Genomic DNA, 16,666 nt, shown 5'->3' on the forward strand with positions numbered 1-16,666 from the left:
CCGGCCGGGATGCCGTACTCTCCGGCCCGCGCGTCAGTGACCGCGCCACCGGCTCAGCGCGCGCTGCCACACCCCTGGCGGACGGTCCGCGGACGGCGCCGGCTGTGGCGGGGCGGCCACCCCGGGGTGCGGAGGAACGGGCGCGGGCTGCGGTTGCGGCTGTCCCCCGCTCGACGGCCCCGGCGGAACCGGCACGGCCGGCGGACCCACGGCGTCCGGCACGGCCGGCGGCCGCTCCGTCCCGACCTGCCAGGAGGCGCGCTGCGCCGGGATCGGGCGGTGGCTCGGCTGCTCCCGCACGCTCTGCTGCGGCTTCGGTTCGAAACGCACCGGCAGTTCCACCAGGTGGCGTGACGCGATCGACGACCGCCAGCGCAGCTCGTCCTCGTCGCAGTCGAGCTGCACGTCCGGCAGCCGCATGAGCAGCGCGTCGACGCCGGTGTCGGCGATGGCCCGGCCGATGTCCTGGCCGGGGCACTCGTGCGGGCCTCCGCCGAAGGCGAGGTGGGAACGGTTGCCCTGCATGTCGGCGTGCCGGTCGGGCCGCACCCGGGGGTCGACGTTGCCCGGCGCGATGCCGAGGAGCAGTCCGTCGCCCCGGCGGATGCGCCGGCCGCCCAGCTCCGTGTCCTGCTTGGCGAAGTAGGCGAAGATGGTGCTGAACGGCGGTTCGTCCCACAGGGACTGCTCGACCGCCTGGGGCACGGTCATCTGGCCGCCGCTGAGCTGGGCGCGGAACCGCGGGTCGGTGAGCACCACGCGCAGCACGTTGGAGATGAGGTTGGCGGTGTTCTCGTAGGCGGCGAAGAGGACCAGGCGCAGGTGCTCGCGGACCTCGTCGTCGGTCAGCCGGGCCGGGTGGGTGATGAGGTGGCTGGCGAAGTCCTCGGCCGGCTCGGCGCGGCGGCGCGCGGTGAGCCGCTCCAGGGCGTCCATGACGTAGGCGTGGCTGGCGATGGCGGTGTCGGTGCCCTTGAGCGCGTCGCGGGTGGCCTCCACCAGCCGGTCGTCGTACTCGCCCGTCATGCCGAGGATCTCGCACATGACGCCCATCGGCAGGTGCTCGGCGAACTGCCCGACGAGGTCGGCGCGGCCCTCCTGGCAGAACCGGTTGACGAGCCGCTGGGTGTGCCGGTTGATGTGGCGGCGCAGGTCCCGGAAGTCGATCGCGGAGATGGCGCCGGCGACCGCGCCGCGCAGCCGCTTGTGCTCGTCCCCTTCGGCGTGGGAGCAGATGGGCTGCCAGGCGATGTGCGGCATGAGCGGGTGGTCGGGCCGGACCATGCCCTCCTTGAGCGGGGTCCAGATGCGGCTGTCCCGGCAGAAGTGCGCGGGCGCGCGCACCATGTGCAGGTTCTCCGCGTGCCCGAGGACCACCCAGACGGGCACGTCGTCGTGGAGCAGCGCGGGTGCGACGGGGCCGTGCTCCGCCCGGAGTCTCTCGTACAGCTCTTCCAGGTCCTCCGCCGTGTGGAGCCGGTGCGGGTCCCCGTGCGCGGGGCAGCCGGGGGGCGGTGCGGGTGCGGGGTCGCCCGTTCCGGTCGGGGCGTGGGGTTCAGGCGTCACAGTGGTCGCTCCGAAACTGAAGGGGTCGGGGGAAGTCGGGGGCGCGCACGGGGCGTGCGGAGTCAGGCGGGCGCGCCCGTCAGGGAGAGCGAGTGCAGGAAGCGCATCAGGGTCATCAGGACGTCCCGGCTGGAGGCCCGGCGGCGCACGTCGCACTCCACGATCGGGATCTCCTCGGGCAGGTCGAGCGCCGTGCGCAGCTCCGGCAGGGGGTGACGGGGCGCGTCCGGGAAGGAGTTGACGGCGACCACGAACGGCACGCCGCGTTCCTCCAGCCGTCCCATGACGTCGAAGCTGACCTCCAGCCGGCGGGTGTCGACCAGCACCACCGCGCCGAGCGCCCCCTCGAACAGGCCGTTCCACAGGAACCAGAAGCGTTCCTGGCCGGGTGTGCCGAAGAGGTAGAGCACCAGTTGGTCGGTGATGCTGATGCGGCCGAAGTCCATGGCCACGGTGGTGGCCGTCTTGGACGGGGAGCCGAAGTCGTCGTCGACCCCGACGCCGGCCTGCGTCATGGTCTCCTCGGTGGTCAGTGGCCTGATCTCGCTGACGGAGCCGACCATCGTGGTCTTGCCGACCCCGAAGCCGCCCGCGACGATGATCTTCACGGCGGATTCGGCCGTGTGCGGCAGCCGGTCCTCCGTCCGTGGGCCGGGGATCCGGTCAGAGCTTTTGAAGTCCATGCATCACCGCTTCGAGGAGGGATCGGTCGGCGACCTTCTGGCGGACGATCGGGGCACGCGCCTGCACCAGGCCCATCGTCAGCAGCTCGGTGAGCAGGACGGTCACCACGCTGAACGGCAGGTTCAGGTAGGCCGACAGCTCCGCCACGGACAGCGGGGCGGTGCACAGCCGCAGGACGGCGGCCTGCTCCGGGGTGGCGGAGGCCGGCGGGTCGTCGGCGCGCGCCACGATCAGCGTCACGAGGTCGAGTTCGGCGCGTTCGCCGTCGGCGTCCCCACCGCCGATCACGTACAGCCGTTCGGGGTTCTTCTTCTCGCCCTCCTGCGGTGGTGCGTCCGGTGCGGAGGGCCGGGTGGGCGGCTGGGATCCGGGGAGTCGCCGCCGGCGTCGCGGAGGCGTCATACGGTCTGCCCGTCGTGCCGGGCCGGGCTGGTCAGGTGGGGTCCGATGCGGGCGACCAGGTCGCGCATGCTGTTGCTCATCCGCCCGGGCTCGCAGACGACGTCGGAGAGCACCGCCAGATAGGCGTTGGGGCCCGCGGCCATCAGGTAGAAGTAGCCGCCGTCGATCTCGATGATGACCAGTTTCATCCGGCCGTCGCTGTCCGGGATCTCCTGGGCGACGGCGCCCGCCAGGCTCTGCAGGCCCGCGCAGGCGGCGGCGACGCGGTCGGCGGCGTCGGGGTCTCCGGCGTAGCGGGCGATGCGCAGCCCGTCCGCGGAGAGCACCACGATCATCTCGATGCCGGGGACACCGTCGTAGAGCTGCTTGAGCATCCAGTCGAAGTTGCCTCGCTGCTGGATCACTTGGGGTCTCCCTCGTCATCGGCCGGAGTGTGGGCCGGCTCGTTGGGCGGCTGGGTGAACGCGTTCGGGTCCGGATCGCCTTTCAGGCCCTCCCAGAAGGCCTCGACCCACAGCCCCGGCGGGGGCTCCTCCTCGGCGGCCGGTCCGGGCTCGGGCCGGGACGTGGACCACGCGCCGTTGCGGGCCGCGCGTTCGGCCTCCTCCCGCTCGGCGGCGGCCTGTTCGGCGATCCGCCGGCTGAGCGGGGTCCTGACCCGGCTGCGGCGCTGCGGCAGGCCGCCGGCGGTCCACTCGGTGACGACGGGGAGGTCGTCCTCCAGGGAGACCGTGGCCGGGATGCGGGGGTTGGTGGGGCGGCGCTTCTTCGGCGGGCGCTTGGGACCCTCCAGTTCGTCGGGTCCTCGCGTGGGCACCGAGACGGCGCCGATGCCGTGGGCGAGTCCGACACCGGGCTCTTCGGTGAGCATCCGGCTCGGTACGACGAGGATGGCGCGGACGCCGCCGTAGGCGGAGGCGCGCAGCGAGACCTGCATGTCGAAGGCCGTGCAGAGCCGGCCGACGACGGACAGGCCCAGGCGCGGGCTGTCCCCGAGGTCCTGGAGGTCGGCACCGGCCTTGGCGCGCTCCAGCATGCCCTCGATCCGGGCGCGGGCCTCCTCGCTGAGGCTGACGCCGGCGTCCTCGATCTCGATGGCCACGCCGGTCTGCACCTCGGTCGCGGTGACGTGCACCTTGGTGTTGGGCGGGGAGTAACGGGTGGCGTTGTCGAGGAGTTCGGCGGCGGCGTGGATGATCGGCTCGACCGCGGTGCCCTTGACGTTGACCTTGGCGATGGAGGCCAGGTGGATGCGGCGGTACTCCAGGATCCGGGACATGGCGCCGCGCAGCACGCTGTACAGCGCGACCGGCTCGGGCCACTGACGGCCCGGCCGGCCGCCGCCGAGGACGGAGATGGAGTCGGCCAGGCGGCCGATCAGCGCGTTGCCGTGGTCGATGCGCAGCAGGTCGTCGAAGACCTCGGGGTTGCGGCCGTGGTCCTCCTCCATCTCGCGCAGTTCGCTGGCCTGCTGGTGGACGATCGCCTGGACCCGGCGGGCGATGCTGACGAAGGAGCGCTCGGTCGAGTCACGCAGGGTGTCCTCGCGGTCGATGATCTCCAGCATGATCCGCAACAGGCGCCGCTGCGGCTCGCCGAGCTGTCCGTAGGAGGGATCGATGGCCGTGAGGTTCAGCATCGTCTCCCGGGGGGTCTGCCCCCGGCGCATGTAGCGCAGCGCGGTGGGCAGGATCTCGCCGCCCAGGCGGGCCACCTCCTCCTCCTGGGTGGCGATCCGTCGTTCCAGGCGGGCGGTCTCACGGGCGTGCTCCGCGCGCAGGGCGCGTACGACGCGGCCACGGCGTACCGCTTCGGCGGCCGTCGCGGCCACGAGGAGCGTGGCGACGGCACCGCACCCGCCGACGGCGATCCGGGCCGGCTCCGTCACCAGCGCGGTGGCGGCCCCGGTCGCCGCGGCCATCAGTATGGCGGGCAGCAACAGCAGCGTCGCGGCGGGAAGTCCGCGGCGGCCGGGAGGGGAATCGACACTCACCATGTAGGCCCTCTGAGAACGAATCGGCTGGGATGGGGAAGCTTGCAGGGGGGTATGTCATGAGGTTGCCTGGATCTTCCGCACATTGGGAACAAACGCGCGAATTCACCTCAACTCGGCGCGCTGCGGGCGAGCTTAGTCCGACCGGATCATCGCCGTGTCATATTCGGCATCCCCCTGAAACGGGCACCGGTACGGGAGTACGCTCGGCTTATTTACACGTAAAGCCATCGATCGAACACGCTTCGTCAGCGCAAACGGGCACACGGAAATCGCTCCCCGGGCCGAGTGAACGGGGAGTCTGCTCCGTGGCCGGTCGGCCGGCCCGGCACGCGAAACGGGGCCGGACCGGCTGACCGGTCCGGCCCCGCGAGGGGTCGCTCGAAAGGGGCGGGGCGCTATCCCACCGAGGAGTAGGCCACCACGCCGCGCAGCAGCCCGTCGACGGCCTTGCGCGCGTTCCTCGGCACCGTGGAGCCCTCGGCGGGCGCGGCGGCCGCGATCTGGCCGAGGACGTCGATCACCTGCTTGCACCAGCGCACGAAGTCGCCGGCCGGCATCTCCGCCTCCCGCAGCACCTCGTCCAGGCCCTTGCCGGACGCCCACATGTACGCGGCCCAGGCGAACCCGAGGTCGGGCTCGCGCTGGCCCACCCCCTCGCTCTGGCTGATCCGGAACTCCTCCTCCAGGGCGTCGAGACGGCCCCAGATCCGCACCATCTCGCCGAGCGCGGCCTTCGCCTTCCCCGAGGGCAGCTTCGGCGCCATCGCGTCGTCGGCGACCCTGGCCTCGAACACCAGTGCCGAAACGCAGGCGGCCAGTTCGGCCGGGGCGAGCCCTTCCCACACGCCCTCGCGCAGGCACTCGCTGGCGAGCAGGTCCAGTTCGCCGTACAGCCGCGCGAGCCGCTTGCCGTGCTCGGTGACCTCGTCGGCGCGCAGGTAGTCCAGTTCCGTCAGCAGCGCCACGATCCGGTCGAAGGTGCGGGCGATGGTGTTCGTCCGGCCCTCGATACGGCGCTCCAGCTGCGAGGTGTCGCGCAGCAGCCGGTAGTACCGCTCCGCCCAGCGCGCGTGGTCCTCGCGGTCGCTGCACCCGTGGCAGGGATGGGCGCGCAGCGCCTTGCGCAGCCGGGCGATCTCCCGGTCGTCGACCGCCTGGGAGCGCCGCTTGCGGTGCCGCTCCGGCTCGATGTGCCCGGCCTTGGTGCGCAGCGCGGAGGCGAGGTCGCGGCGGGACTGCGGCGAGCGCGGGTTGAAGGACTTGGGGATCCGCATCCGCTCCAGCGGCTCGACGGGCACCGGGAAGTCGATCGACGCCAGCCGCTTGACCTGCCGCTCGGCGGTCAGCACCAGCGGGCGCGGGCCGTCCTGGTACTCCAGGGCGCGGTGGCCGTTGGTGCGGCCCGCGGGCAGGCCCGGGTCCAGGACCAGCGCCAGGCCCGCGTACTTGCCCGTGGGCACGTGGATGACGTCACCGGGCTTGAGCCTCTCCAGCGCGACGGCCGCCTCGGCCCGCCGCTGGGCGGCGCCCTGCCGGGCCAGCTCGGTCTCGCGGTCCTTCAGCTCGCGGCGCAGCCGCGCGTACTCCTCGAAGTCGCCGAGGTGGCAGGTCATGGAGGCCTTGTAGCCCTCCAGCCCCTCCTCGTTGCGCTGCACCTGCCGGGAGATCCCGACGACCGACTTGTCGGCCTGGAACTGCGCGAACGACGTCTCCAGCAGCTCGCGCGAGCGGTGCCGGCCGAACTGCTCCACCAGGTTGACCGCCATGTTGTAGGACGGTTTGAAGCTGGAGCGCAGCGGATACGTGCGCGTGCCCGCGAGCCCGGCCAGGTGCTCGGGGTTCATGCCGCGCTGCCACAGCACCACGGCGTGCCCCTCGACATCGATGCCGCGGCGGCCCGCCCGGCCGGTGAGCTGCGTGAACTCGCCGGGGGTGATGTCGGCGTGCTGCTCGCCGTTCCACTTGACGAGCTTCTCCAGCACCACCGAGCGGGCCGGCATGTTGATGCCGAGGGCGAGGGTCTCGGTGGCGAAGACGGCCTTGACCAGGCCGCGCACGAACAGCTCCTCGACGACCTCCTTGAAGGTCGGCAGCATGCCCGCGTGGTGGGCGGCGATGCCGCGCTCCAGGCCCTCCAGCCACTCGTAGTAGCCGAGGACGTGCAGGTCCTCGGCCGGGATGGAGGAGGTGCGCTCCTCGACCAGGGCGCGGACCCGTTCCCGCGCGTCCTCGTCGTTGAGCCGCAGGCCCGCGTACAGGCACTGCTGGACGGCGGCCTCGCAGGCGGCGCGGCTGAAGATGAAGGTGATCGCGGGCAGCAGCCCCTCGGCGTCGAGCCGTTCGATGACCTCGGGCCGGCTCGGCGTCCACACCCGCGAGCGCTGCCTGCGCTCCCGCTCCCGGTCGGCCTCGCGCATGGCCCGGCCGCGCCGCCGGTCCGGGTAGGACGGGCGGCTCGCCTCCATCCGCGCCATCCGCATCAGGTCGGGGTTGACGGCCTTCCGGTGGCCCTCGCCCTCCTCGAACAGGTCGTACATCCGGCGGCCGGCGAGCACGTGCTGGAACAGCGGCACGGGCCGGTGCTCGGAGACGATCACCTCGGTGTCACCGCGGACGGTGTCGAGCCAGTCGCCGAACTCCTCGGCGTTGGAGACGGTCGCCGACAGCGAGACCAGGGTCACGGACTCGGGAAGGTGGATGATCACCTCTTCCCACACGGCGCCCCGGAAGCGGTCGGAGAGGTAGTGCACCTCGTCCATGACCACGTAGCCGAGGCCGAGGAGGGTCTGGGAGCCCGCGTACAGCATGTTCCGCAGCACCTCGGTGGTCATCACGATCACCGGGGCGTCGGAGTTCACGCTGTTGTCGCCGGTGAGCAGGCCCACCTTGCCGGCGCCGTAGCGGCGGCACAGATCGGCGTACTTCTGGTTCGACAGCGCCTTGATGGGGGTCGTGTAGAAGCACTTCTTGCCCTGCCGGAGGGCGAGGTGGACGGCGAACTCGCCCACGATCGTCTTGCCGGAGCCGGTGGGCGCGGCGACCAGCACGCCCTTGCCCGCCTCCAGGGCCCGGCAGGCCTCTATCTGGAACGGGTCGAGGCCGAAGTCGTACATCTCGCGGAAGGAGGCGAGCGCGGTGGCCTGCTCGGCAGCGCGCCTGCGGGCCGCCGCGTACCGCTCGGCCGGTGAGAGATCCTCTGTCATCGTACTTTCGAGCGTACCGGGCACCACCGACAACACGACGATCATTAAGGGATCCGTCCCGGAGCCCCAGCGCCCCCAGGGCTCCGGCGGACGGCTCACCGGCCGGCCTCGGGGCCGGCCGGGCGGGGCGTCCGTGCCCCGCCCCACGGCCTCAGGTCACGTCGTCGTACCCCTCGACCCGGTCCCTGGTCGCCTGCTCGGGCAGGGCCGGGCTGGTGGCGACGGGCTCGATCTCGCCGATGTCCTCGGGCGTGAGGTCCAGCTCGGACGCCTCGTCGTCGGCGGGTCCGAGCGCCTCGCGGCGAGCCCTGCGGCGGTCGTTCAGCAGCGAGAAGGCGACCGCGACGAAGTACAGGACCCAGATCGGACCGGCCAGCCCGAGCATGGACACCGGGTCCGTGCTCGGCGTGGCGATGGCGGCGAACAGCGTGATGCCCATGATCATCGCGCGCCACCAGCCGAGCATGCGCTTGCCGCTGAGCACCCCGGTGAGATTCAGCATGATCAGCAGCAGCGGCAGTTCGAAGGAGAGGCCGAAGACGACCACCATGCGCGTGACGAGGTCGAGCAGGTCGTCCAGCGGCAGCAGGTTGTCGACGCCGACCGGCGTGAACTCCAGCAGCACCTGCGCGGTGGTGGGCAGCAGGTGGTAAGCGAAGAAGGCGCCGCCGAGGAAGAGCGGGACGCCCGTGCCCACGAACGCATAGGCGTACTTCTTCTCGTGCCGGTGCAGGCCCGGCGCGACGAACGCCCACAGCTGGTACAGCCAGACCGGCGAGGCCAGGACGACACCGGCCATCAGGGAGACCTTCAACGCGAGTGTGAAGGGTGTCAGCAGGCCGTTGACCGTGATCCTCGCGCACTGGTCGTGGGACGCCTCGGCCAGTTCCTCGAACGTCTTGGTGCAGCCGACGGAGTCGAGGATCGGCCGGGTGAAGAAGTTGATGATGTCGTTGTAGAAGAAGGCGGCGACGACCGTGACGACGACGATGGCCAGCAGCGCCTTCGCGAGCCGGTTGCGGAGCTCACGGAGGTGTTCCGCGAGAGGCATCCGCCCCTCGGGGTCCTTCTCCTTCTTGCGGGCAGGCTTCAGCAACCCACGTTCCCATCTCGTGCGGCGGGCCGGAGGTCACCGGCCCTGCGTCAGCGCTTGGTCGTGTCCGTCGGCTCGGTGACCGGGCGGGAGCTGGTCACGTCGCCGGGGGCGGCCTGGATGGTGCGCTGCGCGGGCGTCTCCTCGCCGTTCGGCGGACCCGCCGGGGCGGAGGACTTGCCGTCCTCCTTCATCGCCTTGGCCTCGCTCTTGAGAATGCGCGCGGACTTGCCCAGGGACCGTGCCATGTCAGGAAGCTTCTTCGCGCCGAACAGCAGGAGGATGACGACGAGAATGAGAATGATCTCGGGCGCTCCGAGCTTTCCACCGAACATAAGTCTTTAACCTTCTCACCGAGGCGGCTGGGGGGCGCTGTCCGACCGGCCGGACATTTGTCCGGTCGGTCGTGCTGTGCGGCGATCGTAACGCTCAGGGGTAAACGTGAGGCAATCCCCGTGCGTACTCCTGTCCGCGCCCGGGCCTCGTTTTCCGGACGCGTTCAGCAGCGTACCTGTCCGAACCTGCGCCATGACAAGACGGAGCGAACCGAAAACGCATCTCACAGGCGTCCGATATGTCACTCACAGCGTGTCCGCGCAGCGGGCCGCACCGGCCGCCGCACTCGTGGCCGCGCTGGTCGCCGCGCTGGTCGCCGCGCGTTCCAGATCCTCCGCGGCCCGGTTGATCCGGCGTGCCGCGTCCGTCACCTGCCTGCCCAGCCGCCGCGCCTCCACGAACACCCGTACGGCGAACACCGCCAGCACGGCGAGACCCAGGAATCCCACGGCAACCGCGAACATCGGCCAGAACATGACACCGAGCCTAGACGGTCGCGGCGGGAGCGTCCTAAACGGCCGGGGCGCTCCGAGCGGCCGGGGGGCGCCGGAGGGCCGGGGCCCCCTAAGCGGTGGAGTGCAGCCGCAGCGTCCGGACCCCGCCGCCCGTGAGCAGTTCCACGATCCGCTCCCCCGCCGGCTTGCGGACGGCGGCGCCGCACCCGGGGCAGGTGAACGAGTAGAACGTGGTGCGGCGGGTGGCGCCGATGGCGAGGCGCAGGGCGCTCGCGGCGAGCTCGAAGCGGCCCCGGCAGTCGGGGCAGCCGGCCCGGAACACCACCGGGGAGACGCTCCTCATCCCGGCGAACGCGGACGCCGCCGTCATCTCCCGCGCACCCGGCCCCGCCGACTCGCTCAAAGCCCTCGCTCCTGCCCGTCGTGGTGTCCGTCACCCGGCACGCCGTGCGCCCGCGGACCCGAGGGCACCGCCTGGGGCGCGCCGGTCCCCGCGGCCTCCTCCGCTTCCCCCGCCTCGATGCCGTCGTACGCCGCCAGCGCCTCGCGGGCCGCCCGGCGGGCGCTGTCGGCGAGCTCGCGCGGCGAGACGATCCGGCCGTCGCGCCCCAGGCGCAGCGCCAGGCGCCGCAGCGACGCCGGGTCGGGGGTGCGCAGGGTGATCCGGAGCCCGCCGTCCGCGAGCTCCTCCGCGCTGTCGTGCGGGTAGTACTCGGCGACCCACCGCCCGCCCGGGCCGACCTCGACGACGACCTCGGGGTCCTCGGCGGCGGGCTGCACGAGCCCTTCCGACAGATCCCGCAGCTCCGTCTCCGGCGGCGCGGACGGCGCGTCGAGGACCCTGATCTCGGCGACCCGGTCGAGCCGGAAGGTCCGCCGCGCCTCGGAGCGGCGGCACCAGGCCTCGACGTAGGTGTGGCCGACGCTGACCAGGCGGATCGGGTCGATCTCGCGTTCGGTGAGCTCGTCGCGGGCCGGCGAGTAGTAGCGGATCCACAGGCGGCGCCGCTCGGAGATCGCCCGGTCGACGTCGGCGAAGACGCCGCCCTCGGACTCGAAGGTCACCGACAGCCGGGAGCTGGCCCCGGCCGCCTCCCCGGCCGCGGCCTCCACCTTGGCCGTCGCCCGCAGCAGCGCCTGCCGGTCGCTCTCGCGCAGGCCGGGCAGGGTGGCCACGGCGCGCGCGGCGACCAGCAGCGCGGTGGCCTCGTCGGCGGCCAGCCGCAGCGGTTCGGCCGCCTCCGCCCCGAGGGCGGCGGGGTTGTGCCACCAGATGCGCTCGCCGTCGGTGTCGATGTCGAGCAGGTCGCCGCCGCGGAAGCTGGTGCCGCACATGGGCAGTACGTCGAGATCGGAGACCAGCTCCTCCTCGGAGATGCCGAAGGCGCGCGCGACGTCGGCGATCCGGGCGCCGGGACGTTCCTTGAGGTACGTCACCAGCGACAGCATCCGCCGGGTCTGGTCGATGGCGTTCACGGGCCGGGCCGGTTTGCCTGCCATGCTTGTCCGCTCCTCCTCAGCCCTTGGCCACGGCACGCAGCCGGTCCACCACGTCGGCCCGCAGCTCGGCGGGTTCCAGGACCACCACGTCGGGCCCGAACTCCACCAGCCAGGCGTCCAGCCCGTGCCCGTACGGGATCTCCAGCTCGTCCCAGCCGTCACCGAGCTCCCGCACCGCGGTCGCCCTCGCCCGCAGCGGGTAGCCGGCGCCCGAGCGCAGCCGGATCCGCGCGGAGCGGTCGGCGGTCTCCCCGGCCCAGCTCGCGACGGTCTCCCGGACGGTGACCACGTCGGGCACGGGGACGGTGTACCTGCCGCCCCGCGAGCGCACCTTGCCGGTGATCCGGGAGAGGCGGAAGACCCGCTCGGCACCGCGGTCGCGGTCGAAGCCGGCCAGGTACCAGTGGCCCCGCCAGCACTCCAGCGCCCACGGCTCGACGTGCCGCTGCTCGGGGCGGGCGGCGTTGGACTTGCGGTAGTCGAAGACGACCGGGCGGCGGTCCCGGCAGGCCAGCATCAGCGGTTCGAAGGCGGCCTCGTGCACCGGGATGCGGGGTTCGAGGGCGCCGTGGGCCTCGTAGGGGTCGACGTCCTCGGGCAGTCCGGCCGCGCGCAGCTTCTGCAGCGCGCCGCTGGCCGCGCCCGCGAGCCGCGCCTGCTGCCACACCTTGGCGGCCAGCCCCAGTGCGGCGGCCTCCTCGGCGTCGAGGGTGATGGGCGGGAGGCGGTTGCTGTCCCGGCGGGCCAGGTAGCCGACCTCGCCGTCGACGCTCTCGACGGTCTCGATGACCAGTCCGAGCTCGCGCAGGTCGTCCTTGTCCCGCTCGAACATGCGGTTGAAGGAGTCGTCCGAGCCCGCCGCGCCCTTCCCCGGTCCGAAGGCCTCGACGTAGGCCTCGATGGAGTCACGCAGCTCGCGCTTGCTGAGCGGGCGCCGCGTCCCGAGCAGACACAGCGCCAGATTCATCAGCCGCTCGGCCTTGGCAATGGCCATCGACGCCCTTCGCCTTCCCTATGGTGCTTCCGACCGATGACCGTACCGCTCCGCGGCGCCGTGGCAAAAGCCGAGGGCCCATGCCGGACAGGCATGGGCCCCAGGCGGTCGGCTCCGGTCGGATCCGGCACGCGGGACGCGGCGGACCGTCACGACCGTACGCCGGTTCCTGCGGTGATCAGACCCCGAGCAGGTCGACCACGAAGATCAGCGTCTCGCCGGGCTTGATCGCGGGGGTCGGGCTCTGGTCGCCGTAGGCGAGGTGCGCCGGGATGGTCAGCTGGCGACGGCCGCCGACCTTCATGCCCTGCACGCCGAGGTCCCAGCCCTTGATGACGCGGCCCCCGCCGAGCGGGAAGCGGAAGGGGGTGCCCCGGTTCCAGCTGGCGTCGAACTCCTCGCCCGTGCTGAAGGCGACACCCACGTAGTGGACGGTGACGGTCTGGCCCGCCTGCGCCACCGGGCCGTCGCCCTCCCAGATGTCCTTGATCTCGAGGTCCGCCGGGGGCTCGCCGCCCGGGAAGTCGATCTCGGGCTTGTCGATGCTCACGTGTTCAGCTCCTGCTCGTCTTGCGGAAAGGCGACGGGACCAGTCTTACATCCCGGCGGATCACATCTTCGCCAGGATGTCCACGGAGAACACCAGTGTGGCGCCCTTCCCGATGCCGCTGCCCTGCGGCGGGTTGTCGCCGTAGCCCAGGTCCGGCGGGACGACGATGAGGACGCGGCTGCCGACCTTCTTGCCGGTCAGGCCCTGCGACCAGCCCTTGACGACCTGTTCCAGCGAGAACGACGTCAGCTGCCCCCGCCCGTACGTGGAGTCGAACTCCTTGCCGTTCGCCCACTGCACGCCCTTGTACTGCACGAGCACGCTGTCGTCGGCGGCGACCTCGGCGCCGTCGCCCTCGATGACGTAGTTCGCCACGAGCTTCCCGGGGGCGTCGGACTTGGGGACCTCGATGGAGGGCGCCTTGCCGTCGGTGTTGGTTCCGACCTCGGGCAGGCCCTTGTCCTCCTGGGCGACCACGGTCCCCTTGGCGGAGCTCCTGGCGCCGAACGTGTCCTTCACGTCGACCAGGAACACCAGCGTGTCGTCGCCCCCGATGCCCGCCCGTTCGTTGCCCTGCGTGCCGTAGCCCCAGGTGGGCGGCACCGAGAACAGAACCCGGCTGCCGGTCTTCCTCCCGGTGAGCGCGTACCGCCAGCCGTCGATGATGGTGCCCTGGGCGAGCTGGACGGCCAGCGGGGTCTTGCGGTCGTAGGAGTTGTCGAAGACCTTCGCGGTGCTCCAGATCTGGCCCAGGTAGTCCGCCACGACGTAGTCGTTCTCCGCGACCGTCTTGCCGCCGCCGGCCACGACCGTCTTCACCGCGAGCTGCTTCGACGGCTCGCCGCTCCCCTTGGCGATCGTCGGCTTCTGCCCGAACCCCGTACCCGCGGTGATCGCCGGCAGCGGACCGTCGACGATCTTCGGCGTCGGCGCGGCGGAGGTGGCCGGTGCCGAGGGCGCCGCGCTGTCACCGGTTTCGCTCGTGCCGGACTCGTCGTCACCGCATGCGGCGAGCGTGACCAGTCCGGTGGGTACGGCGATGAGAAGTGAGCGTCGGCGCACGGTGGGGGCCTCGTAATCGGTCGATCCTGCGGATGGCGTGCGCGCAACTCTACGGCGTGAGAAGGGCGCCGCACGGTAAACGTACGGCGCCCGTGTTGCGTTCCGGCATTCCCTCGCGCGGTGGTGCGGAGCGTCACATGCCGGCGATCAGTTTCTCCACCCGGTCGTCCACGGAACGGAACGGGTCCTTGCACAGCACCGTGCGCTGAGCCTGGTCGTTGAGCTTGAGGTGGACCCAGTCGACGGTGAAGTCCCGGCGCTGCTCCTGGGCCCGGCGGATGAAGTCGCCGCGCAGCCGGGCCCGAGTGGTCTGCGGCGGAACGGACTTGCCCTCGAAGATCTTCAAGTCGTTGCAGACCCGGGCGGCCTGGCCTTTCCTCTCCAGCAGGTAGTACAGGCCACGACGGCGGTGGATGTCGTGGTAGGCGAGGTCTATCTGGGCGACCCGCGGATGCGACATGGTCATGTTGTGCTTGGTCCGGTACCGCTCGATGAGCTTGTACTTCATGACCCAGTCGATCTCGGTGTCGATGCGGTCGAGGTCCTCGGTCTCGATCGCGTCCAGGGTGCGGCCCCACAGCTCCAGCACCCGCTCGACGGTGCCGGTGCGGATGCCCCGGCGCTCGCAGAAGTCCACGGCCTTCTCGTAGTACTCCCGCTGCACCTCCAGCGCGGAGGCCTCCCGCCCGCTCGCCAGCCGGACCTTGCGGCGGCCGGTGATGTCGTGGCTGACCTCGCGGATCGCCCGGATGGGGTTCTCCAGGGTGAGGTCGCGCATCACCGTGCCGGCCTCGATCATGCGCAGCACCAGGTCGGTGGCGCCGACCTTGAGCAGCGTGGTCGTCTCGGACATGTTCGAGTCGCCCACGATGACGTGCAGGCGGCGGTAGCGCTCGGCGTCCGCGTGCGGCTCGTCGCGCGTGTTGATGATCGGCCGGGAGCGGGTCGTCGCCGAGGAGACGCCCTCCCAGATGTGCTCGGCGCGCTGGCTGACGCAGTACACGGCGCCGCGCGGCGTCTGGAGGACCTTGCCGGCGCCGCAGAGCAGCTGCCTGGTCACCAGGAACGGGATGAGGATGTCCGCGAGCCGCGAGAACTCCCCGTGCCGGGCCACCAGGTAGTTCTCGTGACAGCCGTAGGAGTTGCCCGCCGAGTCGGTGTTGTTCTTGAAGAGGTAGACGTCGCCCGCGATTCCCTCCTCGTGCAGGCGTCGTTCCGCGTCCACCAGGAGTCCTTCCAGAATGCGCTCGCCCGCCTTGTCGTGGGTGACGAGTTCGATCACGTCGTCACATTCGGGTGTGGCGTATTCCGGATGCGACCCCACGTCGAGATAGAGGCGGGCTCCGTTGCGCAGAAAGACATTGCTGCTGCGGCCCCATGACACGACACGGCGGAAGAGGTACCGCGCCACCTCGTCAGGCGACAGGCGGCGCTGTCCCCTGAACGTGCACGTGACGCCGTACTCGTTCTCCAGCCCGAAAATGCGGCGGTCCATGAGGGAACATTACGCCCGATCCCCCGAACTGAAACGGGGTTCGACAGCACGGTTCGGATCATTTTCCGAATCGGCCGCGATCACCGCGGTCGGCACGGGAGCCGCCAGTACCCGCCCGGTGGCGATCAGAACCAGCAGGGAGGCCGCCCCCGCCATACCCGGCACGGCGAACCCCCACACCGTGCCGCCCGCCTCGACGACCGGCCCCGCCAGCCCCGTGCCCACCGAGGCGCCCACGGTGAACGTCGTCACCAGCCAGGAGAACGCCTCCGTGACCGTGCCCCGCGGCGCGTGCCGGTCGACCAGGACGAACGCGCAGGCGATGGCCGGCGCGAGGAAGACGCCCGCGACCACGGTGAGCAACACCATGCCGACCGGGCCCGGCATCAGCAGCAGCGGCAGGTAGCACACTGCCAGAAGCGCCACCAGCGCCGTCAGCCGCCGGGCGGGCTCCCCGGCCCACCGCCGGGCCCCGTAGACGGCGCCGCCGATCAGCGCCCCGAGTCCCAGGGCTGCCATCAGCCAGCCGTACACGGCGTCACCGCCGTGCTCGTCCGCGTACGACACGGCGGCCACCGTGATCGACCCCAGGGCGCCGCCCACGAACAGGAACGCGGCCAGCAGCGCCAGCAGCCCCGGCGAGCGCAGCGCGCCCAGCCAGTGCGCCTCGCGCGGAGCCGACCGCCACGCGCGTGAGGGCGGCGACACCACCACGGACAGGGCGCCCAGGACGCCCACCGCGTTCAGCACCAGCAGCGCCACCTGCGCCGACCACAGCGACACGCACAGCGTCACGAGCAGCGGCCCGACGGTGAACATCACCTCCTGCGCCACGGCGTCCATGGCGTACGCCGTGTGCACCTGCCCCTCCTTGCGCAGCACGCTGGGCCACAGGGCCCGCAGCCCGCCCTCCAGCGGCGGCGTGAACAGCCCGGCGGCCGCCACCGCCGCGTAGGCGACCGGCAGCGCCCCGGCCCCGGCGAAGGCGAAGACCCCCATGGCCAGCCCCGACAGTACCGCGGCGGGCAGTTGCACCCGCGGCTGTCCGTACAGGTCCACCAGCCGCCCCAGCACCGGCTGTCCCACGGCGTTGGCGACGCCGTACACCGCCGCCAGCGCCCCCGCGAGGCTGTACGTGCCGCCCTCGGCCCGCACGAACAGCACGATCGCGATGGCGGCGGTGGCGTTGGGCAACCGTCCCACCAGCGTGCCGACGAGCAGCCGGGTGGCATGCTTCGCCCGGAGGATCTCCAGGTACCCCATGACCGGCCCCGCCTTCCCCCCGCCGACACGCGAGGTTTTACGTATAACTACCTCGCTCATACGTACC

At 71.8% G+C, this 16,666-nt stretch carries 16 protein-coding genes; all 16 read right to left on the reverse strand.

Annotated elements, in window-relative coordinates:
• Positions 1–33 precede the first annotated feature (33 nt).
• Positions 34–1,566 (reverse strand): cytochrome P450, encoded by a 1,533-nt coding sequence (locus tag ACSU6Z_RS04955; RefSeq protein ID WP_437043222.1) that lies wholly within the window; start codon positions 1,564–1,566, stop codon positions 34–36.
• A gap of 62 nt (positions 1,567–1,628) precedes the next feature.
• Positions 1,629–2,249: a GTP-binding protein gene (locus ACSU6Z_RS04960; RefSeq protein ID WP_437043224.1), complete on the reverse strand. Its 621-nt coding sequence runs from the start codon at positions 2,247–2,249 to the stop codon at positions 1,629–1,631.
• Positions 2,230–2,652: a DUF742 domain-containing protein gene (locus ACSU6Z_RS04965; protein WP_437043226.1), complete on the reverse strand. Its 423-nt coding sequence runs from the start codon at positions 2,650–2,652 to the stop codon at positions 2,230–2,232. Before ACSU6Z_RS04965 ends, ACSU6Z_RS04960 begins: the two co-directional genes overlap by 20 nt.
• Entirely contained in the window at positions 2,649–3,056 is a 408-nt protein-coding gene (locus ACSU6Z_RS04970) for a roadblock/LC7 domain-containing protein (RefSeq protein ID WP_358783486.1), read from the reverse strand. Before ACSU6Z_RS04970 ends, ACSU6Z_RS04965 begins: the two co-directional genes overlap by 4 nt.
• Positions 3,053–4,648, reverse strand: coding sequence for a sensor histidine kinase (locus tag ACSU6Z_RS04975; RefSeq protein ID WP_437043228.1), 1,596 nt, complete (start codon positions 4,646–4,648; stop codon positions 3,053–3,055). The genes ACSU6Z_RS04970 and ACSU6Z_RS04975 overlap by 4 nt, the downstream gene beginning before the upstream one ends.
• 395 nt (positions 4,649–5,043) lie before the next feature.
• Positions 5,044–7,896, reverse strand: coding sequence for a DEAD/DEAH box helicase (locus tag ACSU6Z_RS04980; protein WP_437043230.1), 2,853 nt, complete (start codon positions 7,894–7,896; stop codon positions 5,044–5,046).
• Positions 7,897–8,002: 106 nt separating this feature from the next.
• A complete protein-coding gene (gene tatC / locus ACSU6Z_RS04985; RefSeq protein WP_437043232.1) occupies positions 8,003–8,947 on the reverse strand; it encodes a twin-arginine translocase subunit TatC in 945 nt (314 codons plus the stop codon).
• Positions 8,948–8,994: 47 nt separating this feature from the next.
• Complete coding sequence (gene tatA / locus ACSU6Z_RS04990; RefSeq protein WP_358783490.1) at positions 8,995–9,279, reverse strand: Sec-independent protein translocase subunit TatA; 285 nt, start codon at positions 9,277–9,279, stop codon at positions 8,995–8,997.
• 246 nt (positions 9,280–9,525) lie between these two features.
• Positions 9,526–9,756, reverse strand: a complete 231-nt coding sequence (locus ACSU6Z_RS04995; protein WP_437043234.1) for a hypothetical protein — start codon at positions 9,754–9,756, stop codon at positions 9,526–9,528.
• A gap of 88 nt (positions 9,757–9,844) precedes the next feature.
• Positions 9,845–10,138 carry a hypothetical protein gene (locus ACSU6Z_RS05000; RefSeq protein ID WP_437043236.1) on the reverse strand — a complete coding sequence of 98 codons (294 nt, stop codon included), beginning with the start codon at positions 10,136–10,138 and terminating at the stop codon, positions 9,845–9,847.
• Positions 10,135–11,235 (reverse strand): helix-turn-helix transcriptional regulator, encoded by a 1,101-nt coding sequence (locus ACSU6Z_RS05005; protein ID WP_437043238.1) that lies wholly within the window; start codon positions 11,233–11,235, stop codon positions 10,135–10,137. Before ACSU6Z_RS05005 ends, ACSU6Z_RS05000 begins: the two co-directional genes overlap by 4 nt.
• A gap of 16 nt (positions 11,236–11,251) precedes the next feature.
• Positions 11,252–12,229: a helix-turn-helix transcriptional regulator gene (locus tag ACSU6Z_RS05010; protein ID WP_437043240.1), complete on the reverse strand. Its 978-nt coding sequence runs from the start codon at positions 12,227–12,229 to the stop codon at positions 11,252–11,254.
• Positions 12,230–12,407: 178 nt separating this feature from the next.
• On the reverse strand, positions 12,408–12,779 hold the full coding sequence (locus tag ACSU6Z_RS05015; protein WP_437043242.1) for an FKBP-type peptidyl-prolyl cis-trans isomerase: 372 nt from the start codon (positions 12,777–12,779) through the stop codon (positions 12,408–12,410).
• Positions 12,780–12,839: 60 nt separating this feature from the next.
• Positions 12,840–13,841, reverse strand: coding sequence for an FKBP-type peptidyl-prolyl cis-trans isomerase (locus ACSU6Z_RS05020; RefSeq protein ID WP_437043244.1), 1,002 nt, complete (start codon positions 13,839–13,841; stop codon positions 12,840–12,842).
• A gap of 133 nt (positions 13,842–13,974) precedes the next feature.
• Complete coding sequence (gene pafA, locus ACSU6Z_RS05025; protein ID WP_437043246.1) at positions 13,975–15,336, reverse strand: Pup--protein ligase; 1,362 nt, start codon at positions 15,334–15,336, stop codon at positions 13,975–13,977.
• Between the two features lie 9 nt (positions 15,337–15,345).
• On the reverse strand, positions 15,346–16,599 hold the full coding sequence (locus ACSU6Z_RS05030; RefSeq protein ID WP_437043248.1) for an MFS transporter: 1,254 nt from the start codon (positions 16,597–16,599) through the stop codon (positions 15,346–15,348).
• Between the last annotated feature and the right edge of the window lie 67 nt (positions 16,600–16,666).

The sequence above is a fragment of the Streptomyces sp. enrichment culture genome (genome assembly GCF_964273145.1).
GTDB lineage: Bacteria > Actinomycetota > Actinomycetes > Streptomycetales > Streptomycetaceae > Streptomyces.

Excerpts from the sequence above, each read along its gene's own strand:
- ACSU6Z_RS04960 (WP_437043224.1), bottom strand. The coding sequence starts at position 2,249 with ATGGACTTCAAAAGCTCTGACCGGATCCCCGGCCCACGGACGGAGGAC.
- ACSU6Z_RS04965 (WP_437043226.1), bottom strand. The coding sequence starts at position 2,652 with ATGACGCCTCCGCGACGCCGGCGGCGACTCCCCGGATCCCAGCCGCCC.
- ACSU6Z_RS04975 (WP_437043228.1), bottom strand. The coding sequence starts at position 4,648 with ATGGTGAGTGTCGATTCCCCTCCCGGCCGCCGCGGACTTCCCGCCGCG.
- ACSU6Z_RS04980 (WP_437043230.1), bottom strand. The coding sequence starts at position 7,896 with ATGATCGTCGTGTTGTCGGTGGTGCCCGGTACGCTCGAAAGTACGATG.
- tatA (WP_358783490.1), bottom strand. The coding sequence starts at position 9,279 with ATGTTCGGTGGAAAGCTCGGAGCGCCCGAGATCATTCTCATTCTCGTC.
- ACSU6Z_RS04995 (WP_437043234.1), bottom strand. The coding sequence starts at position 9,756 with ATGTTCTGGCCGATGTTCGCGGTTGCCGTGGGATTCCTGGGTCTCGCC.
- ACSU6Z_RS05005 (WP_437043238.1), bottom strand. The coding sequence starts at position 11,235 with ATGGCAGGCAAACCGGCCCGGCCCGTGAACGCCATCGACCAGACCCGG.
- ACSU6Z_RS05010 (WP_437043240.1), bottom strand. The coding sequence starts at position 12,229 with ATGGCCATTGCCAAGGCCGAGCGGCTGATGAATCTGGCGCTGTGTCTG.
- pafA (WP_437043246.1), bottom strand. The coding sequence starts at position 15,336 with ATGGACCGCCGCATTTTCGGGCTGGAGAACGAGTACGGCGTCACGTGC.
- ACSU6Z_RS05030 (WP_437043248.1), bottom strand. The coding sequence starts at position 16,599 with ATGGGGTACCTGGAGATCCTCCGGGCGAAGCATGCCACCCGGCTGCTC.